Below are 23,590 nucleotides of genomic sequence, written 5' to 3'. Positions count from 1 at the left end.
GCATGAGCCTGCGACTGCGTCCCGGCGTGTCCACGACGGACACGGCCTACGGCACGGTGCTCCTCGACGAGCGCAGTGGCGACTACTGGCAGCTCAATCCGACCGCCGCCCGGGTCCTGCGGCTGCTGGCGGACGGCAGCACCACCGAGGAGGCCGCCGCGACCATGGCCGAGGAGTTCGACGTCGACGAGCCACAGGCGCTGCGGGACGTCACGGCGCTGGTGGGGCAGCTGCGCACGGCGGGGCTGGTGCGGTCGTGACCGTCCCGAGCGCGCTGGAGCGCCCCCCGAAGGGCCCGCTGCGGCGCCGCGCGGCCGCGCGGCTGGCCGTCCTCCTGGCCCGGCCGATCGCCCTCCTGCCGCCCGCGCGCATCCGCGCGCTCCTCGCCCTGCTCTCCAGGGGCGCCTCCCCCGCCACCTACGACCAGGCGAAACGGGCACGCGACGCCGTCCTCGCCGGCAGCCTCGCCTGCCTCGGGCCGCGGGGATGCCTGCCCCGGTCGCTGGCGACCGTCCTGTTGTGCCGGATGTGGGGCGCGTGGCCGAGCTGGTGCGTCGGCGTCCGGGTCCGGCCGCCGTTTGGGGCGCACGCGTGGGTGGAGGCCGAAGGCCGCCTCGTCGAGGAGAACGTCCCGGACGGCTACCTCGCCGCCCTGATCACCGTCCCTCCGCGCGGGGGCGGGGACCGTGGGCGCTGAGGACGAGGGCGCCCCCGGCCGGGCGAACACGGCGGGGCTGCGCGACGTCCTGCGGCTGGCCGCCGGGCACCGCGGCGCCATCGCCGCCACCGTCGCGGCGACCCTGCTGGCGTCCGCGCTGGCCCTGGCCCAGCCCCTGGTCGCGCGGGACGTGATCGCGGTCGCCGGGTCGGGCCGGACGCCGTGGACCGCGGTCGGCACGCTGGTCGTTCTGTTCGTCGGCCAGGCGCTGGTGCAGGCCCTGGTCCGCTTCCAGCTCGCGCGGACCGGCGAGGGGATCGTCCTCGGCGTCCGGCTGAGCCTGATCGACCACCTGCTGCGGCTCCGCATGCCCGTCTACGACCGGCACCGGATCGGCGACCTGATCTCCAGGGCGGACGCCGACACGCTCGCGCTGCGGCAGATCATCGCCGGCGGGCTCACCGACGCCGTGACCGGCGTCATCGGCCTGGCCGCGACGATCGTGCTGATGCTGTGGCTGGACTGGGTGCTGTTCGGCTGTGTCGCCGCCATCGTCGCGGGCGCGGGCACGGCGCTCGCCCTCGCGCTGCGGGGCATGCGGGCCGCGTCGCTGCGGGGCCGCCAGGCGACCGGCGAGATGGCCGCCGGCCTGGAACGCGCGCTCAGCGCGATCCGGACCGTGAAGGCCGGCCGCGCCGAACCCCGCGAGAGCGCCCGCATCGGCGACCGCGCCGAGGCCGCCTATGTCGCGAACGTCCGGATGGCCGGGTTCGACGCGCTGGTCTCCCCCGCCACCGAACTGGCGGTGACCGGCTCGTTCCTCGTCGTCCTCCTCGTCGGCGGAACGCGCGTCGCCGGCGGCAGCGGCTCCGTCGCCGACCTGGTCGCCTTCCTGCTCTACATGCTGTACCTGACGGCGCCGCTGGGCTCGATCTTCGAGGCGTTCAGCGCCGTCCAGCAGGGCACCGGCGCCGTCCACCGCATCACCGAGGCCCTGGCCCTGCCCCAAGAGACCGACGCCGCCGCAGCCGCCCCGTCCGAAGCCTCCCGACCTCTCGTCGAGACCTGCGGACCCGCCGCCCCCCACGCTTCCGCTCATGGCGACTCCAGTACGGACGGCGGCCGGGCGGCGGCACTCGAGTTCCGGGAGGTGTGGTTCGGATACGGGCGGGGGCGGCCGGTGCTGCGGGGGGTGTCGTTCCAGGTGCCGCCGGGCGGGCACGTGGCCCTGATCGGGCGGTCCGGCGCGGGCAAGTCGACGATCTTCGCGCTCGCCGAGCGGTTCTACGACCCCGACCGCGGAGAGGTGCTGGTCGAGGGCATGCGGGCCGACTCGCTGAGCCGCGACGGCCACCGGTCGAGGATCGGGCTCGTCGAGCAGGACTGCCCGGTCCTGGACGGGACCCTCCGCGACAACCTGGTCTACGCGGCTCCGGAGGCCGGGGAGGAGGAGATCCGCGGGGCGGTCGCCATGACCAACCTGGACGAGCTCGTCGCGCGGCTGCCCAAGGGGCTCGAAACCCGGGTCGGCGAGCATGGGAGGGAGCTGTCGGGCGGGGAGCGGCAGCGCCTGGCGATCGCCCGCGCCCTCGTCGCGCGGCCCCGGCTCCTGCTGCTGGACGAGCCGACCTCGCACCTGGACCTGGAGAGCGAGGCGGCGCTGCACCGCACGATCGACGAGGCCGCCGGCCGGTGCGCGCTGCTCGTCATCGCGCACCGGTTCACCACCGTCCGCGCGGCGGCGAGCGTCCTCGTCCTCGACCAGGGCAGGATCGTCGCGTCCGGCACTCACGCGGAGCTCCTGGACACCAGCCCCTACTACCGCAACCTCGCCTCCCAATGGCTAACGACCCCGACCACCCCCACCCGCGAACACGCCCGCCGAGCCTGAAACGAAACCGGCCGGGACTTCATGAGCGCAGCCGCCGGGCGGGAGCCCCGGGCCGCGGGGCTTCGTGAGTACAGCGTTGGCTAGCTGACGCCTGCCTCCTTCATTTCGCGGAGTTCGCGCTTCAGTTCCTTGATCTCGTCGCGGAGGCGGGCGGCCAGTTCGAACTGGAGGTCGGTGGCGGCCTGGTGCATCTGGGCGGTCATCTGCTCGATAAGGCCCTCCAGTTCCTCGCGGGGGCGCTCGCCGACGAGGTCGGCGGCGTGGCGGCCGACCTCGCGGGTGCGGGAGGCGAGGCCGGGGACGGGGGCCTTGCCGCGGCTCTGCTGGCGGCCCGCGCCGCCGATGAGGGTCTCGGTGTCGGCGTCCTCGCGGGCGAGGGAGTCGAGGATGTCGGCGATGCGCTTGCGCAGCGCGCGGGGCTCGATGCCGTGCTCGGTGTTGTAGGCCTGCTGCTTGGCGCGGCGCCGATTGGTCTCGTCGATCGCGCGCTCCATCGACGGGGTGACGGTGTCGGCGTACATGTGCACCTGGCCGGACACGTTGCGGGCGGCGCGGCCGATCGTCTGGATGAGGGAGGTCTCCGAGCGCAGGAAGCCCTCCTTGTCGGCGTCCAGGATCGCGACGAGGGAGACCTCGGGGAGGTCGAGGCCCTCGCGGAGCAGGTTGATGCCGACCAGCACGTCGAACTCGCCGGCGCGCAGCTCGCGCAGCAGCTCGATCCGGCGCAGCGTGTCGACCTCGCTGTGCAGGTAGCGGACCTGGATGCCGAGTTCGAGGAGGTAGTCGGTGAGGTCCTCGGACATCTTCTTGGTGAGGGTGGTCACCAGGACGCGCTCGTCCTTCTCGGTGCGCAGCCGGATCTCGTGGATGAGGTCGTCGATCTGGCCCTTGGTGGGCTTGACGACGATCTCGGGGTCGATCAGGCCGGTGGGGCGGATGACCTGCTCGACGACGTCGCCGCCGACGCGGGACATCTCGTAGTTGCCGGGCGTCGCCGACAGGTAGACGGTCTGCCCGATGCGCTCCAGGAACTCCTCCCACTTCAGCGGGCGGTTGTCGATCGCCGAGGGCAGCCGGAACCCGTGCTCGACCAGCATCCGCTTGCGGGACGCGTCGCCCTCGTACATCGCGCCGATCTGCGGGACGGTCTGGTGCGACTCGTCGATGACGAGGAGGAAGTCCTCAGGGAAGTAGTCCAGGAGGGTGTTGGGGGCGGTCCCGGCGTCGCGGCCGTCGATGTGGCGGGAGTAGTTCTCGATGCCCGAGCAGGTGCCGACCTGCCGCATCATCTCGACGTCGTAGGTGGTGCGCATGCGCAGCCGCTGCGCCTCCAGCAGCTTGCCCTGCCGCTCCATGACGGCGAGGGTCTCCTCCAGCTCGGCCTCGATGCCGGCGATGGCCCGCTCCATCCGCTCGGGGCCGGCGACGTAGTGGGAGGCGGGGAAGACGTACAGCTCGTCGTCCTCGGTGATGACCTCGCCGGTGAGGGGGTGCAGGGTGGCGAGCTTCTCGATCTCGTCGCCGAACATCTCGATCCGGACGGCGAGCTCCTCGTACTGCGGGATGATCTCGACGGTGTCGCCGCGGACGCGGAACGTGCCGCGGGTGAACGCGAGGTCGTTGCGGGTGTACTGCATGCCGACGAGCTGGCGGAGGAGGTCGTCGCGCTCGATCTGCTGCCCGGTCTGGAGCCGCACCATCCGGTCGACGTACTCCTGCGGGGTGCCGAGGCCGTAGATGCACGACACGGACGCGACGACGACGGTGTCGCGGCGGGTCAGCAGCGAGTTGGTCGCCGAGTGGCGCAGCCGGTCGACCTCGTCGTTGATCGAGGAGTCCTTCTCGATGTAGGTGTCGGTCTGCGGGATGTAGGCCTCGGGCTGGTAGTAGTCGTAGTAGGAGACGAAGTACTCGACGGCGTTGCCGGGCATCATCTCGCGCAGCTCGTTCGCGAACTGGGCCGCGAGCGTCTTGTTCGGCTGCATCACGAGGACGGGCCGCTGGAGCTTCTCCACCAGCCACGCGATCGTGGCGGTCTTGCCGGTGCCGGTGGCGCCGAGCAGCACCGCGTCCTTGTCGCCGCGCCCGATCCGCGCGGCGAGCTCGCTGATCGCCTGCGGCTGGTCGCCGGACGGCGTCATCTCCGTGACGACCTCGAACGGCGCCACCCGGCGCCGAAGATCGGTGACTGGCCGCATCCGGCCCCCCTCCCTGTGAGTACTCCCCCACTGTACGCACGGCGTCCGACAAACCGGTCCGTGCAGGTCACAGCCCCGCGACGACGATCAGGACGCGGGCAGCGGCAGCCTGGCCCGGACCGCGTACCCGCCGTCCGGGCAGGGCCCGGCCTCGAAGCTGCCGCCGAGCGCGGTGACCCGCTCGCGCAGCCCGACCAGGCCGTGCCCGCCGCTCGGCAGCCCGTGGTCGGGCGGGGCGGTGGGCGCGTCGTTGGCGATCTCGACCTCGACGGCCTCGGGCAGCAGGCCGAGGTCGACGCGGGTGTCGGCGGCGCCCGCGTGCTTGTGGACGTTGGTCAGCGCCTCCTGGACGAGCCGGTAGACGGTCCGCCCGACGGCGGGCGGCATCGGCTGCTCCTCGCCGCGCACGGCCAGGTCGACCACCAGGCCCGCGGCGCCCGACTGGTCGACCAGCTCGCGGACATGGGCGAGCGTCACCGCCTCCTGGGGCAGCGCCTCCTCGCCCTGGCGCAGGACGCCGATCACGTGCCGGAGCTCCTCCAGCGCCTGCCGTCCCATGTCGCCGATGACGGTGGCGGTCTCGGCGGCCCGGCCCGGGTCGCGGACGGCGATCGCCTTCAGGGCGCCCGCGTGGACGACCATCACACTGATCCGGTTGGCGACGACGTCGTGCATCTCGCGGGCGATGCGGGTGCGCTCCTCCCCCCGCGCGCGCTCCGCGAGGAGGTGCTGCTCGCGTTCCAGCCGGGCGGCACGTTCCTGTAGCGAAGCCAGAAGCTGCTTGCGCGCCCCCATGTAGAGACCCAGGAGGATGGGGACGGCCGTGAACGCCACCCCGAAGATCGCCTGGGCGAGGAACGGGTCGTCGTTCTCGGTGGGGCCGGGGAAGGCGATCCCGGAGACGTACCCGACGGCGGCGATCGTCCAGACCGTCCGGCGGTTGGGGGTGTAGGCGGCCAGCGAATAGAGGATCACCACCAGCGCGAACACGCCCGCGCCCGCGACCGTGCCGAGCGCGACCGCGAGGAGCGCGAGCCGGACGGGGTGCCGCCTGCGGAAGACCAGGCCCAGGCCGAGGAGGAAGCTGCCGGCCGACGTCACGGGCGGCGGCAGCCAGAAGTCCTGGGGGGCGAACCACAGGAACACGCCGTCCACGACCGCCAGCGACACCGCGAGGGTGAGGTCCAGCGCCCGTGAACGCGGTGTCGGCCATCCCGCCGACCACCAGCCCCGCAGCTGCATGCGATGAGTGTAGGGGGCGGAGGGGACCAAGGTCGTCCATGCCGGAAAGCATGGCCTCCCCCGCCTGAGAGGAACGTGACCTGCGGCGCCTCAGCCCCGGCCGCACAGGGGACGCGGGCCTGTGGCCGCCCTCGCGGTGCTGTGGTTACGATGACGGCGCCGACAAGGACGGGGAAAACGCATACAATGACCCGCTTCGCCACCTGGCTCGGGAAGAACGCCGACGCCTTCATCGCGCTGGTGCTGGCCATCACGGTCGCGGTGCTCGGGGTCGGGGTGGACCTCCCCCACGAGGACGAGATCACCAACAGCGCGATCCTCGCGGTGGTCGGCCTCCTGGCGACGTCGGTGCTGCGCGACCGGGGGCGGCGCGTCCCGGTCGAGGCGGAGGTGCGCGACACGCTGCGGGCGTCCTCGACCACGCTGGACGAGCTGAGCGGCAGGCTGAGCCACATCGAGGCGTTCGAGGGGGTCCTGGCCGACACCAAGCGCGCGCTGGACGAGACCACGATCGTCCGGGTGATCAGCGGCGCGCAGGTGGCGCAGGTGCTGGAGGAGGCGCGCCGCGACACCGACCGCTGGATCTTCAAGGGCGGCACCGGCACCTACATCCGCGCCAAGACGCTGCCCGAGACCGTCGCCGCCGCCCGCCGGGACGGCCGGACGCTGCTGTTCCGGCTGGAGATCATCGACCCGACGGACGTGGAGGTCTGCGAGGCCTACGCCCGGCACCGCCGCTCGTCGGCCGACGGGCCCGACGGCACCGGCGAGCCGTGGACGCTGGAGCGCACCCGCAAGGAGGCCTACGCCACGATCCTCGCCGCGTGCTGGCACAAGCAGCGGTTCGGGATGCTCGACATCGACATCGGCCTGGCGCGGACGATGACGACGCTGCGCTACGACCTGTCGTCCTCGCTGATCGTGGTCACCCGCGACAATCCGCGCGGCCAGGCGCTGGTCGTGGACAGCACGAAGTTCTACTACAGCTGGCTCAGCGCCGAGCTGCTGACGAGCCTCGACCAGGCGCGCCGCGTCCCGGTGGAGCACGCGCGGCTCGCGCCGCTGGACGACGAGCCGACCGTCGAGCAGGTCCGCAGGCTCTACGAGGTGATCGGCATCGACATGGCCCAGGGCTACACCGACCGGGACGTCATCGAGATCATCCGGAAGGCGCTGCGGCCCAAGGACCCCTACGAGTGACCGCGTCCGCGCGGGCCTGCCGTACGCGGACGCCACAACGCAACAGCGACATCGGGTGCGAGCGATGAGGTACGAGGAGATCCGCAGGGAGATCGAGGCCGGAACGGCGGCGCGGACGCTCCCGGCATGGGCGGGCCGTGTGCTCGCGGACGTCGCGGCGGGGCGGTCCCGCGTCCCGGCCGTAAGGCATCCCCTCGGGTTCCTGTGCCTTCCCGTGGAGCGCAGCGGCGACTTCGGCGTGTGCCTGCACATCTGGACGTCCGAGGTGGATTCCGCGCCCTCCACCACCTCCCCCGTGCACTGCCACAGCTGGGACCTGCTGAGCTTCGTCCTGTACGGGACGGTCCGCAACGTCCGGATGGACGTCGGCGGGGGCTCCGGCGGGGCGGCGGCGCAGGTCTTCGAGGTCGTCAGCCGGGGCGAGGTCGACGAGCTGAGGGCCACCGGACGCACCGTCCGATACTCTCCCGGTCGTTCCACCGCCCACGGGACGGGCGAGTCGTACACTCTGCCCGCGGGCGTGTTCCACAGCACGCTGATCGAGGACGGGCGGGACGCGGCCACGGTCGCGCTCGGCCGCCAGACGCCCGGGAGCGGCGACCTGTCGCTCGGCCCGCTGGACGTCGCGACCCACCAGGTGCGCCGCGCGCGGTCCGAACCGGACGAGGCGGCGCGCGCGCTCCACCGGTCGGCGCGCGCGGTCGCGAACGCCCACCCCGCCCCGCCCGGGGAAGGCTGCTCCCTCGGCGGCCTGTCACCGACCCGCCGGTAGGCGGCCACCGGCCCCCGAGCCACCGGACCCCCGAGCCCCGGACCCGACTGGAGAGGCAGCGATGAGATCCACGCCCCCGTCACCGGCCCTACCGGTCGATCTCTGCGAGGCCCGCCGGGTGGCGGTCGAGGCGGCCGAGGCGGCCGGCGCGCTGGTGCGCGCCGGCACGGGCGGCCCGCTGGTCGCCCGCCCCAAGGGCCGGAACGGCGACGTCGTCACCGAACTGGACACCGCCGCCGAGGAGCTGATCGTCGGACGGCTGCGCACCGCCTACCCCGGGCACCGGATCATCGCCGAGGAGTCGGGGGTGCTCGACGGCGCGGACGGCGCCCACCTCGTCTGGCTGGTCGACCCGCTCGACGGCACCAACAACGTCGCGATCGGCATGCCCGTGTACGCGGTGGGGCTGGCGCTGTGCGCGGGGACCATCCCCGTGCTGGGCGTCGTCCACGACCCCGTCTCGGGGCGGACGTGGACGGCGGTGCGCGGCGAGGGGGCCCTCGACCCCGACGGCGCCCCGCTGTCGCTGGCGCCGCGTCCCCGCCCCGGCCGGGAGCGCAACCCTGTGCTGGGCTGGACGCAGGGGCACGCGGTCAAGGCGGGCGACCCGTCGGCGTTCGCGCTGCGCTCGGCGCTGGAGCTGCGCTGCTCGCGGCTCCTGCAACTGTGGGCGCCGCTGGTCGCGTGGGCGATGCTGGCGCGCGGCGACATCGACGGGATCGTCGGCTACCAGCCCGAGCTCGTCGACCTGCCGCCGGGCGCGCTGCTGGCGGCCGAGGCGGGCGCGGAGCTGCGCCGCCTGGACGGCGGCCCCTACGAGCTGAGCATCGACCGCCCGCCGTCGGAGCTGGGGTTCGTCGCGGCCCGCCCGGAGCTGCTCGCGCGGCTTGTGGAGACCGCGAACCGCGCGCTGGACGTCGCCGGGCCGGACGGCCAGATCCCGCTCGTCCGGTAGTCGGCGCTCGTCCCGAGTTCAGCGGGTCACCAGCAGCGCCGCGACGGCGGCGGCACAGCCCAGCACGGCCAGGACCGTCCCTGTGATGACGAACTTGCGCATCGGCACGCGCACGTCCCAGCGGCGGCACCACTCGAACCACAGCAGCGTCGCCAGCGACCCCCACGGCGTGATGACCGGGCCCACGTTCGTGCCGATGAGCAGGGACAGCAGCTGGTCCCGGTTGGACTCGGGGACCGCGGACTCCCCCGCGACATAGGCGGGCAGGTTGTTCAGGACGTTGGACAGCCCCGCCCCCGCGAACGCCGCCCGCGCCGCGCCCGCGACACCGTCGTCGCCGCCGACCAGGGAGCGCATCACCTCGTCCAGGCCGTACCGCTCCAAGGTGGGGACGACCAGGAACAGGCCGGTCACGAACACCATCAGCCGCCACGGGATCAGCTCGCCGCGCAGCGCCGACCGGTCGCGGACGGCGAACGCGGCCACGGCCACCACGGCGGCGACGGTCGCGGCGAGGCCGAGCTGGAGGCCGGTGTGGACGCCCGCGAGGATCGCGCCGATGAACAGCAGGCACGCGACACCCGTCGCGGAGAACAGGACCCGGTCGCGGACGGGCGCGACGTCCGGTGGGTCGTAGGAGTCGGCGCCGCGCATGCCGCGCCGCCAGAAGAACACCCACAGCAGCAGCATCGTGACGGCGAGGACGGCGACCTGCGGCAGCCACATCCGGGCCGCGAACGCCGGGGTCTCCAGGGCCACCCGGTCGGCGGCGAGGAGGTTGGTCAGGTTGGACACCGGGAGCAGCAGGCTCGCGGTGTTGGCCAGCCACACCGTCGTCATGGCGAGCGGCAGCGCGGCGATCCGCGCGCGCGCCGCGAGCGCCAGCATGACCGGCGTCAGCAGCACCGCGGTCGTGTCGAGGTTCAGGAAGACGGTGTTGACCGACGCGAACCCCACGCACAGCAGGAACAGCGCGACGTAGTTGCCGCGTCCCGCGCGCGCCATCCGCTGCGCGATCGCGTCGAAGACCCCCGCCTCCTTGGTCAGCTCCGCCAACACGATGACGCTGAGCAGGAACAGCAGGAGGGGCGCGATGCGCTCGACGCTGTCGCGCGCCGTCGCGGGCGGGAGCAGGCCCGTCGCGACGAAGAGCAGGCCGAGCGCGAGCAGCCCCGCCCTGACGCGGTCCAGGACCCCCACGGACCGGACGGCTCGGCGCAGGGCGGCGGGCGGGGACGGCACGCGCGACATGATCCCATAGGCGGCGCGGCGCGGCGTCCCGCCGGGTGTGCGGCGCGGTTTTCCACAGGCGGGACGAGTTGCTGAACTCCCCGTCCCGGCACGCGATACTGGCGGCATGACACCCCCCGGTGACCACTCCAGGCAGGAGCGTCCGACCGACTTCTTCATCAGCTACTCGCCCGCGGACGAGCGGTGGGCGTCCTGGATCGCCTGGCAGCTCGAAGCGGCCGGGCACCGGACGATGATGCAGGCGTGGGACTTCGTGCCCGGCACGAACTTCATCGACTTCATGGACCGGGGCCTGTCGGAGGCGAAGGCCGTCGTCGCGGTGCTGTCGCGCAACTACCTGCGGTCCCGGTACGGGCGGCTGGAGTGGATGGCGGCGCTGCGCGCCGACCCCGACGACCCGGCGCGCAAGCTCGTCACGGTCCGCATCGAGGACTGCCCGATCGACGGCCTGCTGTCGACGATCACCTATGTGGACCTCGTCGGCGTCGACGACCCCGACGACGCGCGCGACCTGCTGATGCGGCGCATCCAGGAGGCCCTCGCGGGGCACGCGCGCCCGCTGGACGGCCCCGGTTTCCCCGGCGGATCCTCGCGCGCGCCACTCGCTGGTCAACTCGCCGGACGGGTGGAGGACGACCGCGCGGAGACCTCCCCGCAGCGGCCGGGGCCCTCGGGCGAGCGGCCCGCCCGCCGCGCGCCGGTCGCCGCGCCCGCGTTCCCCGCCCGCGACGGCGGCCCGCCCGAGGGCCGCGAGCACCTGAGCGTGCTGCACGTGGGTGGGCCCCGGTTCGGCCGGACGCTCGCCGAGCCCGGGGAGCCGACCACCGCCAGCGAACTCCAGGACCGCATCTGGAGCGATGTGGCGCGGCTCGCCGACTCCGGCGTCCCGCGTCCCGACCTGCTGGTCGTCACCGGGAACCTCACCCACTCGGGCAGCCGCAAGGAGTTCACCGAGGCGCTGTCGTTCCTGACGAGCCTGCGAGCGCTGCTCGGGCTGGAGGCGCAGCGGGTCGTGGTCGTCCCCGGCACCCACGACGTCACCCGCGCGGCCTGCCAGGCCTACTTCTCCAGCTGCGAGGCCGACGACATCGAGCCGCAGCCGCCGTACTGGCCGAAGTGGCGGCACTTCGCCGGGCTGTTCAAGGAGTTCTACCAGGGCCTCGACTCGCTGATCTTCGACAGCGCGCAGCCGTGGACGCTGTTCCCCGTCCCCGACCTGCGGGTCGCGGTCGCCGGGCTCAACTCGACGCTGCCGCAGACCCACCGCGAGGAGGACCGCTACGGCCGCGTGGGGCAGGCGCAGGCGGCGTGGTTCAACGAGCGGCTCCGGCACTTCGAGGACGAGGGCTGGCTGCGGCTCGGCGTGGTCGAGCACACCCCGATCGCCGGGGAGCCGGGCGCGCTGCGCGACCCCGAGACCGTCGAGACGCTGCTGGGCGGGCACGTGAACGTGTTCTTCCAGGGCGCGCCGTCGGAGTTCGGCGCGGTGCCGCTGCTGGCGTCGGGCGTCCCGGCCGTCCCGGCGCTCGGGCCCGGCCGCCACCAGATCGTCGTGCTGCGCCGCGACGGCATGGAGCGGTGGATTCCCGAGGACGCGGCGCGCCGGGGCCCCGAGCGGCTGGAGGCCGCCTGGTCGCGGGTGGAGGGAACGTTCCCCCCGCCGTCCGGGCGCGGCGCGGCGGGCCCGGCGCCCGCACTCGGCCCCGGCGGCGCCCCGGCCCCCGCCGAGCCGGGCGGCGACGAGGGGGCCGCCGACCCCACCGCCCGCCTGCTGGACCGGCTCACCGAGGCGTGCGAGACCCGGTTCGAGCGCGCCACGATCCGGCGCGTCGTCCCGCCGCCGCGCGAGGACGGCCGCGCCGAGCCGCCGCACCTGCTGCTCACCCACCTGGAGGACGGCTTCGTCCGGCAGTACCGGATCGGCGCGCACGTCGGCCGGGTCGCCGAGGAGGACGTGGACGCGTTCGTCCGGCACGTCCACGCCGACGGCGCCGACCACGGCTCCGAGCTCGTCTACCTCGGCCCGGCGCCCGCCCGGTCGCTGCGCGAGGACGCGCTGCGGCGCGGCATCCGGGTCCGCAGCCTCACCGAGTTCCAGGGGCTGCTCGACCTGTCGGAGTACGTCACCGCGCAGTCCCGGCGGCTCGCCTCCGGCGACCTGTACCCGCCGTCGCTGTACGTCCCGCAGCGCTACCGCGAGCTGGACCGGCTGCGCGCCGACGGCGAGGGCGAGGGCGGCCCCGGCGACGTCCACGACGACGTCGTCGGCGAGATGCTGCGGCTGCTGGCCGCCGACCACGGCCGGTTCCTGCTGCTGCTCGGCGACTTCGGGCGCGGCAAGACGTTCTCGCTGCGGGAGCTGGCCCGCCGCATCCCCGAGGAGCTGCCGCACGTCGTCCCGATCCTGATCGAGCTGCGCGCGCTCGACAAGGCGCACTCGGTGGACGGCCTGGTCGCCGCGCACCTGGCCAACCACGGCGAGGAGCTGATCGACCTCAAGGCGTTCCACTACATGCTCCGGCAGGGCCGTATCGTGCTGCTGTTCGACGGCTTCGACGAGCTGGTGACCAGGGTGACCTACGACCAGGCCGCCGACCACCTCGACACGCTGCTGCGCGCCGCGCAGGACAAGGCGAAGATCGTCGTGGCGAGCCGCACCCAGCACTTCAAGTCGCAGGCGCAGGTGCTCACCGCGCTCGGCGAGCGGGTCGGCGTGCTGCCGCACCGGCGCGTCCTCGGGCTGGAGGAGTTCACCCCGGCGCAGGTCCGCTCCTACCTGGTCAACCGGTACGGCGACGAGGAGGCGGCCGACGAGCGGCTCGGGCTGCTGTCGGGCGTGGAGGAGCTGCTCGCGCTCACCCCGAACCCGCGGATGCTGAGCTTCATCGCCGACCTGCCCGGCGACCGGCTGCGCGCGGTCGCGCGGGCCCGCACGACCGTCAGCCCCGCCGACCTGTACGAGGAGATCCTGTCGTCCTGGCTGGAGCACGAGGCCGAGCGGGTCCGCCCGCCGGGCGGCCAGCCGGGGCTGCGCGTGGAGGACATGTGGGAGGCGGTCGGCACGCTCGCGCTGCGGCTCTGGGAGGGCGACGACCGGTTCCTGCGGCTCGCCGAGCTGGCCGACGTCGCCGACACCCTCACCGGCCTCGCCGAGGGGCGGCTGTCGCCGCACCAGGTGACGCACGCGGTCGGCGCGGGCAGCCTGCTCGTCCGCACCGAGGAGGGCCTGTTCGGGTTCATCCACGTGTCGGTCATGGAGTGGCTCGTCGCCCGGCACATCGCCCGCGAGCTCGGCGAGGGCGCGACGCCGGCCGCGCTCGGGCGGCGCGCGCTGACGCAGCTCACCGTCGACTTCCTGTGCGACCTCGCCGACACCCGCGCCTGCCAGGAGTGGGCCGAGCGCATCCTCGCCGATCCGGCCGCCGCCGACGCCGCCCGCGCGAACGCGATCCGGATCACGACCCGGCTGCGCACCCCCGCCCGGGCCGACCTGCGCGGCGCCGTCCTCAAGGGCGAGGACCTCTCCTACCGCGACCTCCAGGAGGTCGACCTGACCGGCGCCGACCTCACCGACGCGCTGCTGGTCGGCGCGAACCTCTCGCGCGCCGTGCTGCGCGACGCGTCCCTCGCCGGGGCCCGGCTGGACGAGGCGCGGCTCACCGGCGCCGACCTGCGCGGCGCCGACCTGTCCCGGGCCCGGCTCGCCCGCGCCGACCTGCGCGACGTCACGGTCGAGGGCAGCCGCTGGACGCGCGCCGCGCTCGTCGACGCCGTCCTGCCCGACCAGGTCGCCGCCGCGCCCGAGCTGCGCGAGGCGGCGATCGCGCCGGGCCGCCCCGTCGACATCCAGGTCGCGCCCGCCGCCGTCGGCGTCCCCTACGGGTTCCACTTCCAGACGAGCCGGCTGCCGCAGCCGCTCGCCTACAGCCCCGGCGGGTCCGTGCTGGCCGTCGGCAACGAGGACGGCGGCGTCCTCGTCTGCGACGCCGTCACCGGACGGCCCATCCGCACCCTCCAGGGCCACGCCGACCGCGCCTACGCGGTGGCGTTCGACCGCGAGGGCAACGTGCTGGCCAGCGGGTCCGCCGACGGCACGCTCCGGCTCTGGGACCTCGCCACCGGCCAGTGCGCCCACGTCCTGGACGTCCACCCCGAGGGCGTGTGGCCCGTCGTGGCCGGCGGCGACGACCTCGTCGCGGCCGGGGACGCCGACGGCGTCGTCCGCGTCTTCGACCTCGCCACGGGCGCCCTCCGCCACCAGTTCGCGGGCCACACCGCGCCCGTCTTCACCGCCGTGTTCGACCCGGCCGGGTCGCTGATGGTCACCGGCGACCAGGGCGGGACGCTGCGCGTGTTCGACCTCGCGACCGGCGCGCTGCGCCGCGAGCTGACCGGCCACCGGGGCGCGGTCTTCCGCGCCGTGTTCCACCCCGGCGGGTCGCTGCTCGCGGCGGGCGACGAGGCCGGCGTCGTCCGGCTCTGGGACATCCGCACCGGCGAGATCCGCCAGGAGCTCGTCGGCCACACCGGGCGCGTCTACGCCATCGCGTTCCACCCCGACGGGCGGCTCCTGGTCACCGGCGACACCGACGCCTCCGTCCGGCTCTGGGAGGACGGCGCGCACCGCGCCACGCTCACCGGCCACGGCGGCGGCATCTACCAGGCCGCCTTCAGCCCCGACGGCGGCCGCCTCGCCACCGCCGACAGCGCCGGGTCCGTCCGGCTGTGGGACCCGGAGACCGGGCGGCAGCGCGTCGAACTGGCCGGACACCGCGGCGCGGTGTGGCCGTTCGCGTTCCGCCCCGACGGCGCCCAGCTCGCCACCAGCAGCAACGACGGCACCGCCCGGCTGTGGGACGCCGAGACCGGGCAGAGCCGCGTCGTGCTGCGCGGGCACGGCCGCCGCGTCACCGGCGTCGCCTTCAGCCCCGGCGGCGGGCTGCTGGCCTCCAGCGGCAACGACGGGCTCGTCCGCCTCTGGGACCCGCGCACCGGACGCCTCGTCCGCGAGCTGCGCGGCGTCGCCGACAACCTCACCTCCGCGCTGTTCAACACCCGCGACTCCCAGCTCGCCACCGCCACCAACGACGGCGGCGTGCACCTGTGGCAGGCGGGCACCGGCACGTTCGAGCGGGAGCTGAACGTCGAGACCGACCACGTGTGGGCGCAGGCGTTCGCGCCGGACGGCGACGTCCTCGCCACCGCCAACGACGACGACAGCGTCCGCCTCTGGTACTGGACGACCGGCCGCGAGATCGTCAACCTCGCCGGGCACCGGGGCCGCGTCCGCTCGATCGACTTCGCCCCCGACGGCGCGCTCGTCGCCACGGGCTGCGACGACGGCCTCGTCCGCCTCTGGGACCCGCGCACCGGCGGGCTCGCCGCCACCCTGCGCGGCCACTCCGACCGCGTCTACCGGGTGGCGTTCGCGCCGTCCGGCGACGTCCTCGCCAGCGCGGGCAACGACGGCACCGTCCGCGTGTGGGACCCGGCGACCGGCGCGACCCTGCACGTCCTGTCCGGCCACGCGGGCCGCCTGTGGACGGCCGCGTTCCACCCGTCCGGAACTCTGCTGGCCAGCGCGGGCGACGACATGGCGGTGCGCCTGTGGGACCCGTCCACCGGCGAGCTCCTGCACTCCCTCGACGGCCACACCCGCCGCGTCTGGTCGGTGACGTTCAGCCCCGACGGCACCCTCCTGGCCTCCGCGGGCGACGACGGCGCGGTCATCCTCTGGGACGTCGCCGACCCCACCGCCCCCACCCGCCGCGCGACCCTCCTCGGCCTGGCGGCGGGCTGGGCCGCCCTGGCGCCCGACGGCCGCTACAAGTGGGAGGGCGAGGCCACCGCCGAGTTCTGGTACGCGGTCGGCATGTGCCGCTTCGACCCCGGCGAGCTGGACCCCTACCTCCCCGAAGTCCGCCAAGTCCCCATGGACGCCCCCCTATGACCGCCCGGCCGAACCGATCACCGTGCCCTACAGGCGGCGGAACCACACCCGCGCGACCGCCACCGCAGCACCCGGCCCGCCGCACCGACCAAGCCGAAGCGGGCGCCCGCCATGTGCGGGCGGGCGCTACGGTGTCGGGCAGGCCAGTGCGGACCGGTCGCCGCCATGCACGCGCGGGCACGGCCGGAGTAAGGCGGGCGCCGGCAGGCCCGGCCGAGCAGCGTCACCGTGCCGTGTGAACCGGGGCGGAGGAGCGCTCGACCCCGGCTCGTCGCGACCGGGCCGGGCGGTCGAGCGGGCCGGTGGCCATCATGCCGGGCGCGAGGACGACCGGCCGGTCATCGAGCGGTGTGGTCCGACCCGGAGCAGATGGGACCCCCCTCGACCCTCGCCGCCGCCTACGTCCTCATCCTCGCCGTCACCGGACCCGCCTCCGGGGGCAGGACGAGCCCTCACTTTGGGGGCTGGGCGGCTGTGGGTCAGAAGTCGAAGACGTGGCCGCGTGCGATCCGCGCGCAGCCCTCGTTCTGGTAGACCTGCGAGAAGGGTCGGATCGACATGCCCCGCCACCATCCCGACGCGGACGCGGTGACCGGGGCGCTGTAGGTAAAGCACCACCTGTCGGTCTGGCCCGGGACCCGCGCGACGTCCCCATCCGCCAGGTCGAGCTCGTCGCACGCCTCTTGCGCGTGAGGCAGTGGACTGACCGGATCACAGGTCAGAACCACGTGCTTCGGGGCGCCTGGAGTCCCCGGCTCAGGGACGACGCTGAGCGTGATCCTCGTCGGGTAGTCGAGAGCCTCGGCGGCGGTCGCGGCGGGGCCGACCACGCCGACACTCCCCACTAACAGGGCCGATCCCAAGAGCATGCGAAGCGTGACACTGGTCATGGCATCTCCTCAAAGCGTCGGAGGCGGGGAGCTGGTCGAGGTGACGTTGTGCTTGACGGCCCGCCGGTGCTGCCGCGGCTTGTCCGCCGGGGTCAGAAGTCGAAGACGTGGCCGTGCGCGATCCGGGCGCAGGCGTCGTTGGTGTAGGTCTGCGAGAAGGGCGGGATCGGGACGCCCCGCCAGCGTCCGGACGCGGACGCGGTGACCGGGAGCCACACCTGGGCGCAGGCCGCCTGCTGGGGCGGAACCCGGGAGACGTCCCCGTTCACGAGGGCCAGTTCGTCGCACGCGGGCTGCGCGTGGGGCAGGGGGCTGGCGGGATCACAGGTCAGGACGGTTCGGCGAGGGGCGCCGGGGGTGCCCGGCTGGGGCACGACGCTGAGCGTGATCTCTGTTGCCGGGACGGGGGCCTCGGTGGCGGTCGCGGCGGGGGTCACCGCGCCGCCCCCCACTAACAGGGCCGATCCCAGGATCGCGCAGAACGTGACACGGGTCATGACAGCTCCTCAAAGCCGGAGTCGAGTGGGCTCAGTACACCACTCCGCCGGACGCCCGCCACGTCCGCAACCGGCCACCGCCGCGCCGCACGCCCGGGCAGACGGGGTCAGAAGGCGAAGACGTGACCGTGCGCGATCCGCGCGCAGCTGTCGTTGGTGATGATCTCCGAGTAGGGCTGGATCTGGACGCCCCGCCACCATCCCGTGGCGGACGCGGTGACCGGTTGCCGTACCTGGAAGCAGAACTCGTCATGTCGCGGCGGGACCCGCGCGACGTCCCCGAACGCCAGGTCGAGCTCGTCGCACGCCTCTTGCGCGTGAGGCAGGGGACTGACCGGATCGCAGGTCAGAACCACGTGCTTGGGGGCGCCTGGAGTCCCCGGCTCAGGGACGACGCTGAGCGTGATCCTCGTTAACGTGTGGGGGACCTCCGCGGCGGTCGCGGCGGGGGCCATCGCGCCGATCCCGCCTGCCAACAGGGCCGATCCCAGGATCGTGCGAAGCGTGATACCGGTCATGACATCTCCTCAAAGCGTCGGAAGCGGGGAGCTGGTCGAGGTGACCTTGTGCTTGACGGCCCGCCGGTGCTGCCACGGCTTGTCCGCCGGGGTCAGAAGTCGAAGACGTGGCCGCGCCCGATGCGTGCGCAGTCCTCGTTCTGGAAGTCCTGCGAGAAGGGCGGGATCGGGATGCCCCGCCACCGTCCTGACGCGGACGCGGTGACCGGGAGCCACGCCTGGGGGCAGGTCGCCTGCCGACGCGGAACCCCAGCGACGTTCCCGTTCACCAGCGCGAGTTCGTCGCATGCCTCCTGCGCGTGGGGCAGGGGACCGGCCGGTTCGCAGGTCAGGACCACGTGGCGGGGAGCGCCCGGAGACCCCTGATGGGGGACGAGGGCGAGCGTGATCTGCGTACCCGGGTGGGGAGCCTCGGCGGCGGACGCGGCGGGGGCCATCGCGCCCACCCCGCCTGCTAACAGGGCCGTTCCCAGGATCGCGCGGAGCATGACACGGGTCATGACATCTCCTCAGAGCCGGAGTCGAGTGGGCTCAGTACACCACTCCGGCGGACGCTCGCCGCGTCCGCAACCGGCCACCTCACGCGCGGGAGGTCAGGGCCTTCCAGAGGGCGTCCACCTGGGTCGCGAGGTCGTCGAGGGTGCCGCTGTTGTCGATGACGAAGGTGGCGACGGCGCGGCGCTGCTCGCGGGTGGCCTGGCTCGCCATGCGGGCGCGGGCGGCGTCCTCGGTCATGCCCCGGCGGGAGGTGAGCCGGTCGAGGCGGACCTCCTCCGGCGCGTCCACGACCACGACCTCGTCGTAGCGGGACTCCAGCCCGTTCTCGACGAGAAGCGGCACGTCGTGGACGACGACGGCGTCGGCGGGCGCCGCCTCCGTCCGCTGCCGCGTCAGCTCCGCCACCAGCGGGTGGACGATCGCGTTCAGCGCCGCGAGCCGGTCCGGGTCGGCGAAGACGATCGAGCCGAGCCGCTCCCGGTCCAGCTCCCCTGAGGACAGCAGGACGCCGTCGCCGAACTCGGCGGTGACGGCGGCGAGCCCGGGGGTGCCGGGCGCGACGACCTCCCGCGCGAGCCGGTCGGCGTCGATGACCACGGCGCCGTGCGCGGCCAGCAGCGCCGCGACCTCGCTCTTGCCCGATCCGATCCCGCCGGTGAGCCCCACGTTCAACACGGGTTTCACCCTAGCCCGTGTCGTTCGGAGCCCGGCCAGCGACCGCTAGGCGTTCTCCGCTGGGAGAGGTTTGCGCATGTGGACGAGGGTCAGGTGGGCGGCGACGCGTTCGCGGTGGGTCTCGGTGTAGCCGAGGCGGCGGTACAGGCGCAGGGCGGGTTCGCTGAGGTGGCCGGTGAACAGCACGCACGCGTCGGCGCGGCCGGTCACCTCGTGCTCCAGGGCCCGCATCAGGTCGCCGCCGATCCCCCGGTTCTGGAGGTCGGGGGCGACGACGAGGCGTCCGACCAGGCAGGTGCGGTCGCCGAACTGGGCGCGGACGGCGCCCGCGAGCCGCCCGTCCAGGGTCGCCTTCAGCACCACCGCGTCGCCCGCGAGGACCTTGCCGAGCTGGTCCAGCGACTCCACGAGCGGCGGCAGGAACGGGTCGCCGTACAGTTGCGCCTCGCTGACGTAGGCGGCGCGCTGGACGGTCAGCAGCGCGCCCGCGTCGCCGGCGTCCGCCCGCGTGATCGCGACGGTCTGTTCGGTCATGCGCCCGACCCTAGACCCGCGCGCGTCCGGTCAGTGCCCGACCCGGATGGTCACCGCGATCGGGTAGTGGTCGGAGGCGTCGGAACGCGGCACGTCGAAGTCGGTGAACATCAGGCCCTCGGAGCCGAGGACCTGGTCGACGCGCTTGCCGTCCGAGCGCGTCGGGGACGTGTCGGCGCCGAGCGCGGCGCTGCGCAGGTCGGTGTCGGTGAGCCCGGTCAGCTCGGGGCTGCCCGGCTCGGCGTTGAAGTCGCCGCCGATGACGGTGCGGGGGGCGCCGCCCCAGGCGCGCACCAGCGCGGCGACCTCGCGGGCCCGCTCGCCGGACTGGTCGTCGCCGCCCTCCAGGTGCGTGGACCACACGTCCATCGTGGTCTGCCCGACGGCGAGCCGCGCCCACACGTAGCCGCGGATCTGCGACCAGTCGCCCTTGGCCATCCGCCCGGTCCCGGACGAGCGGACCGGCAGCGACGTCAGGATCGCGTTGCCGAACTGGCCGTCGGCGGCGGGACCCCAGACCAGCCGCATGCCGAGGCGCCGCGACAACCACACGCCGACGTCGGTGGTACCCGACAGCAGCGACCCCCGGCTCGCCTCCTGGAGCAGGACGACCTGGGCGTGCTGCCGCTCGATGGTGCGGGCGATTCCCTCGGGATCGAGCCGCCCGTCCTGGTTGACCGAGTCGTGGATGTTGTAGCTGAGCAGCCGCACCTGCCCGGGGACGGGCCCGGCCGCGGCCTTGCCGTCCGGCGCGGCGACGGTGAACACCAGCGTCCCGGCGAACAGCAGCAGCGCGGCGGCGCCGGCGGTGAGCGCCCGCAGCGGGGCGCGGGCGGGCAGCGGGCCGCCGCGGGCCGCCGCGGCGGCGGCGAGCGCGCCCAGCAGGATTCCGGCGAGGCCCGGCAGCACGTTGTTGGGGAAGGGCAGCGGCGACACCGCACTGACCTGGTACGGGACGAGGATCAGCGCGACCAGCAGGCCGCCGAGCGCGGCGCCGACGTCGATCCGCCAATCGGGGCCGCCCGACCCGGCGCGGCGCAGCGGGGCGCGGCAGGCCACCGCCAGCAGCCACGCCGACAGCACCTGCCCGACGATCACGACGGGCACGACCTCGATGCCGGAGATCGCGTACGTCCCGGCGACGGACCCGGCGGCGACGCCGAGGACGGTGCCGCCGAGCACGCACACGCCGCCCGGCACGGCCCGCACGGCGAGGCCGGAGGCGAGGAACGCCAGCGCGAGGCCCTGCCCGATGACGATCACGACGTGCGCGGCGGTCAGCGACCGCCAGCCGGACGAGGCGACGAACGCGGGGCTGGACAGCACCAGCACCTGGAGGGCCAGGAACGGGCCGATCGCCGCCGCGCCGAACGCCTCCCGCCAGGAGACGCCGGGCGCGGTGACCGGTCCGGAGGCCAGCTCGCGCCAGAGCGCGAGGGCGCCGAGCAGGACGAACGCGGCGCAGGCCAGCCACGGGCCGATCCCGGACCGCCACACCGGGTCCCAGGTGGCGAAGCACATCCGGACGGCGGAGTCGGCGGATAGGCCCGCGACCGTCGCGGTCGCGAACCCGACGCCCGACAGGCCCCGCGCGCCCTCGAACAGCGCAGCCACCGCGACCATCCCGATCGCGGTCCCGGCGAAGGCGAGCCAGGTCTGCGGTCCGATCCCCTGGGCGACCAGCCGGACGGCCAGCAGCCCGCCGACCCCGGCGACCAGCAGCCCGCGCGGCCCGGCGGCGCGGCGCAGCAGCGGCGCGGCGAACCCGGCGAGGTAGACGACCAGCACCGCCAGCGCGGCGGCGCCGTTCCCGGCGTCGTCGGCGAAGTGGTCGATCTGGGGAAGGGAGAAGCGCAGGGTCTGCGCCAGCACCGCGACCGTGATCGCGATCAGCGCGAGCCTGGCGGGCCCCTGCGGGACGATCATGGGCCCGGCGGCCGGGCCGGGCTTGGTGCCTGCTTCTGTGGTGGCCAATTGAACGAGAGCTCCCCGGGGGACGAGCGGACCTGCGCGCGGCGGCGCCGCGACCGTGCGGCACTGCGGACTCTATTGCCCAGGCGGGTGTCCGCGCGCGCGAAACGGCCACGGCCGGAGCCCGATCCGCAAAGATCGTTCTCCGGCCGTGGTCTCGGTGTCAGTGACGGGTCACTGGCCGCCGGAGAGCTTCTCCCGCAGGGCCGCGAGCGCCTCGTCGGTGGCGAGGGCGCCACCGGTCGTCTCGCTCTCGCCGCCGCCCGAGTAGGAGGTCTCGCCGCCGCCACCGCCGGCACCGCCCGCGGGGGCCGCGTCGGCCTCGGCCTCGGCCTTGCGGGCCTCCTCGATCTGCTTGCGGTGGGCGTCGAAGCGGGCGCGGGCCTCGGCGTACTGCCGCTCCCAGGTCTCGCGCTGCTCGTCGAAGCCCTCCAGCCACTCGCCGGTGTCGGCGTCGAAGCCCTCGGGGTACTTGTAGTTGCCCTGGTCGTCGTACTCCGCGGGCATCCCGTACAGCGTCGGGTCGAAGTCCTCTTCCTCGATGGCCGCGGCGCCCTCGTTGGCCTGCTTGAGCGACAGGCTGATGCGGCGCCGGTCGAGGTCGATGTCGATGATCTTCACGAAGATCTCGTCGCCGACCTGGACGACCTGCTCGGGGATCTCCACGTGCCGCTCGGCCAGCTCGGAGATGTGGACCAGGCCCTCGATGCCCTCCTCGACCCGGACGAACGCGCCGAACGGCACCAGCTTGGTGACGCGGCCCGGCACGACCTGGCCGATCTGGTGGGTGCGGGCGAACTGCTGCCACGGGTCTTCCTGGGTGGCCTTGAGCGACAGGGAGACGCGCTCGCGCTCCATGTCGACGTCCAGGACCTCGACCGTGACCTCCTGGCCGACCTCGACGACCTCGGACGGGTGGTCGATGTGCTTCCAGGAGAGTTCGGAGACGTGCACGAGCCCGTCCACGCCGCCGAGGTCGACGAACGCGCCGAAGTTGACGATCGAGGAGACGACGCCCTTGCGGACCTGGCCCTTCTGGAGCGTGTTGAGGAAGGTCTGGCGGACCTCGCTCTGCGTCTGCTCCAGCCAGGCACGGCGGGACAGGACCACGTTGTTGCGGTTCTTGTCCAACTCGATGATTTTGGCTTCGAGCTCCCGGCCCACATAGGGCTGGAGGTCGCGGACCCGGCGCATCTCCACCAGCGACGCGGGCAGGAAGCCCCGCAGGCCGATGTCGAGGATGAGGCCGCCCTTGACGACCTCGATGACGGTCCCGGTGACGATGCCGTCCTCGTCCTTGATCTTCTCGATCGTGCCCCAGGCGCGCTCGTACTGGGCGCGCTTCTTGGACAGGATCAGCCGGCCCTCCTTGTCCTCCTTCTGGAGGACGAGGGCCTCGACGTGGTCGCCGACGGTGACGACCTCGTTGGGGTCGACATCGTGCTTGATGGACAGCTCTCGCGAGGGGATGACGCCCTCGGTCTTGTAGCCGATGTCGAGGAGGACCTCGTCACGATCGACCTTGACGACAGTGCCCTCGACAATGTCGCCGTCATTGAAGTACTTGATGGTCTCGTCGATCGCTGCGAGGAAGGCTTCCTCGGACCCGATGTCGTTGACCGCTACCTGCGGGGTGGTCGAGGTGGCCTCGGTGCTGCTCGTCATGTGTCGGCTGGCTCCGGTACGGACATGGAAGTCGTATGGGTTGTGCGCGGAGGGCCGTTATCCGCCCTGCCGAGAACCGGAAGGGGACGCGGGCGGTTGCCCCGTCGTTGTACCGAACCGATGTCGCCGACCTGACCGAGCGCGAGCCTGCTCCGTCCGAAGCGCACGCAGGCCCACAGCGCAGCGATCAGGATATGGGACCAATCTCTCGTGGTCAATCCGCTT

18 protein-coding genes are annotated in these 23,590 nt (G+C 73.8%); 7 read left to right on the top strand and 11 right to left on the bottom strand.

All coding sequences use genetic code 11. The features are described from left to right. Positions 1 to 2: 2 nt before the first annotated feature. From K2F47_RS08045 to K2F47_RS08035, 3 genes are read left to right on the top strand one after another with little or no spacing between them, the layout of a single operon-like run. Positions 3 to 260 (top strand): lasso peptide biosynthesis PqqD family chaperone, encoded by a 258-nt coding sequence (locus K2F47_RS08045; RefSeq protein WP_242902122.1) that lies wholly within the window; start codon positions 3 to 5, stop codon positions 258 to 260. After that, positions 257 to 697: a lasso peptide biosynthesis B2 protein gene (locus K2F47_RS08040; RefSeq protein WP_242902121.1), complete on the top strand. Its 441-nt coding sequence runs from the start codon at positions 257 to 259 to the stop codon at positions 695 to 697. The genes K2F47_RS08045 and K2F47_RS08040 overlap by 4 nt, the downstream gene beginning before the upstream one ends. Beyond that, entirely contained in the window at positions 687 to 2,549 is a 1,863-nt protein-coding gene (locus K2F47_RS08035) for an ABC transporter ATP-binding protein (protein WP_242902120.1), read from the top strand. Before K2F47_RS08040 ends, K2F47_RS08035 begins: the two co-directional genes overlap by 11 nt. Positions 2,550 to 2,629: 80 nt before the next feature. On the opposite strand, the gene uvrB is transcribed toward K2F47_RS08035, so the two are convergent. Together uvrB and K2F47_RS08025 are read right to left on the bottom strand one after the other, a co-directional pair. Then, a complete protein-coding gene (gene uvrB, locus K2F47_RS08030) occupies positions 2,630 to 4,747 on the bottom strand; it encodes an excinuclease ABC subunit UvrB (protein ID WP_242902119.1) in 2,118 nt (705 codons plus the stop codon). A gap of 87 nt (positions 4,748 to 4,834) precedes the next feature. Beyond that, a complete protein-coding gene (locus K2F47_RS08025) occupies positions 4,835 to 5,989 on the bottom strand; it encodes a sensor histidine kinase (protein ID WP_242902118.1) in 1,155 nt (384 codons plus the stop codon). Between the two features lie 186 nt (positions 5,990 to 6,175). Between K2F47_RS08025 and K2F47_RS08020 the strand changes: the two genes are divergently transcribed. The 3 genes from K2F47_RS08020 (at position 6,176) to K2F47_RS08010 (ending at position 8,916) form a co-directional block, all read left to right on the top strand. After that, on the top strand, positions 6,176 to 7,189 hold the full coding sequence (locus tag K2F47_RS08020; protein ID WP_242902117.1) for a hypothetical protein: 1,014 nt from the start codon (positions 6,176 to 6,178) through the stop codon (positions 7,187 to 7,189). 64 nt (positions 7,190 to 7,253) lie between these two features. Beyond that, positions 7,254 to 7,961: a hypothetical protein gene (locus K2F47_RS08015; RefSeq protein ID WP_242902116.1), complete on the top strand. Its 708-nt coding sequence runs from the start codon at positions 7,254 to 7,256 to the stop codon at positions 7,959 to 7,961. Positions 7,962 to 8,022: 61 nt separating this feature from the next. Beyond that, a complete protein-coding gene (locus K2F47_RS08010; RefSeq protein WP_242902115.1) occupies positions 8,023 to 8,916 on the top strand; it encodes an inositol monophosphatase family protein in 894 nt (297 codons plus the stop codon). A gap of 18 nt (positions 8,917 to 8,934) precedes the next feature. On the opposite strand, the gene K2F47_RS08005 is transcribed toward K2F47_RS08010, so the two are convergent. Then, positions 8,935 to 10,158, bottom strand: a complete 1,224-nt coding sequence (locus K2F47_RS08005) for an ArsB/NhaD family transporter (RefSeq protein WP_242902114.1) — start codon at positions 10,156 to 10,158, stop codon at positions 8,935 to 8,937. A 115-nt stretch (positions 10,159 to 10,273) separates the two neighbouring features. On the opposite strand from K2F47_RS08005, the gene K2F47_RS08000 reads away from it, so the two are divergent. After that, entirely contained in the window at positions 10,274 to 16,117 is a 5,844-nt protein-coding gene (locus K2F47_RS08000) for a WD40 domain-containing protein (protein WP_242902113.1), read from the top strand. Positions 16,118 to 16,596: 479 nt separating this feature from the next. Here the strand turns inward: K2F47_RS08000 and K2F47_RS07995 are convergent, their stop codons facing one another. The 8 genes from K2F47_RS07995 to rpsA all read right to left on the bottom strand — a co-directional run bounded on the left by K2F47_RS07995 (position 16,597) and on the right by rpsA (position 23,365). Beyond that, entirely contained in the window at positions 16,597 to 17,007 is a 411-nt protein-coding gene (locus tag K2F47_RS07995; RefSeq protein WP_242902112.1) for an SSI family serine proteinase inhibitor, read from the bottom strand. 92 nt (positions 17,008 to 17,099) lie between these two features. Next, positions 17,100 to 17,504 (bottom strand): SSI family serine proteinase inhibitor, encoded by a 405-nt coding sequence (locus K2F47_RS07990; protein WP_242902111.1) that lies wholly within the window; start codon positions 17,502 to 17,504, stop codon positions 17,100 to 17,102. Positions 17,505 to 17,611: 107 nt separating this feature from the next. Further along, a complete protein-coding gene (locus K2F47_RS07985) occupies positions 17,612 to 18,022 on the bottom strand; it encodes an SSI family serine proteinase inhibitor (protein ID WP_242902110.1) in 411 nt (136 codons plus the stop codon). 92 nt (positions 18,023 to 18,114) lie between these two features. After that, positions 18,115 to 18,522, bottom strand: coding sequence for an SSI family serine proteinase inhibitor (locus K2F47_RS07980; RefSeq protein ID WP_242902109.1), 408 nt, complete (start codon positions 18,520 to 18,522; stop codon positions 18,115 to 18,117). A gap of 79 nt (positions 18,523 to 18,601) precedes the next feature. Further along, positions 18,602 to 19,195 carry a dephospho-CoA kinase gene (coaE, locus tag K2F47_RS07975; protein WP_242902108.1) on the bottom strand — a complete coding sequence of 198 codons (594 nt, stop codon included), beginning with the start codon at positions 19,193 to 19,195 and terminating at the stop codon, positions 18,602 to 18,604. Positions 19,196 to 19,240: 45 nt separating this feature from the next. Then, a complete protein-coding gene (locus K2F47_RS07970) occupies positions 19,241 to 19,729 on the bottom strand; it encodes a GNAT family N-acetyltransferase (protein ID WP_242902107.1) in 489 nt (162 codons plus the stop codon). 30 nt (positions 19,730 to 19,759) lie between these two features. Further along, the gene (locus K2F47_RS07965) at positions 19,760 to 21,703 is read right to left on the bottom strand and encodes an endonuclease/exonuclease/phosphatase family protein (RefSeq protein WP_242902106.1); all 1,944 of its coding nucleotides are present in this window, start codon (positions 21,701 to 21,703) and stop codon (positions 19,760 to 19,762) included. A 171-nt stretch (positions 21,704 to 21,874) separates the two neighbouring features. Continuing rightward, positions 21,875 to 23,365 carry a 30S ribosomal protein S1 gene (rpsA, locus tag K2F47_RS07960; protein WP_242902105.1) on the bottom strand — a complete coding sequence of 497 codons (1,491 nt, stop codon included), beginning with the start codon at positions 23,363 to 23,365 and terminating at the stop codon, positions 21,875 to 21,877. Between the last annotated feature and the right edge of the window lie 225 nt (positions 23,366 to 23,590).

The sequence above is a fragment of the Actinomadura terrae genome, assembly GCF_022751215.1.
GTDB classification, from domain to species: Bacteria; Actinomycetota; Actinomycetes; order Streptosporangiales; family Streptosporangiaceae; genus Spirillospora; species Spirillospora terrae.
The sequence above is the reverse complement of the archived record's forward strand: the minus strand, read 5'-3'. Positions and strand labels throughout refer to the sequence as shown.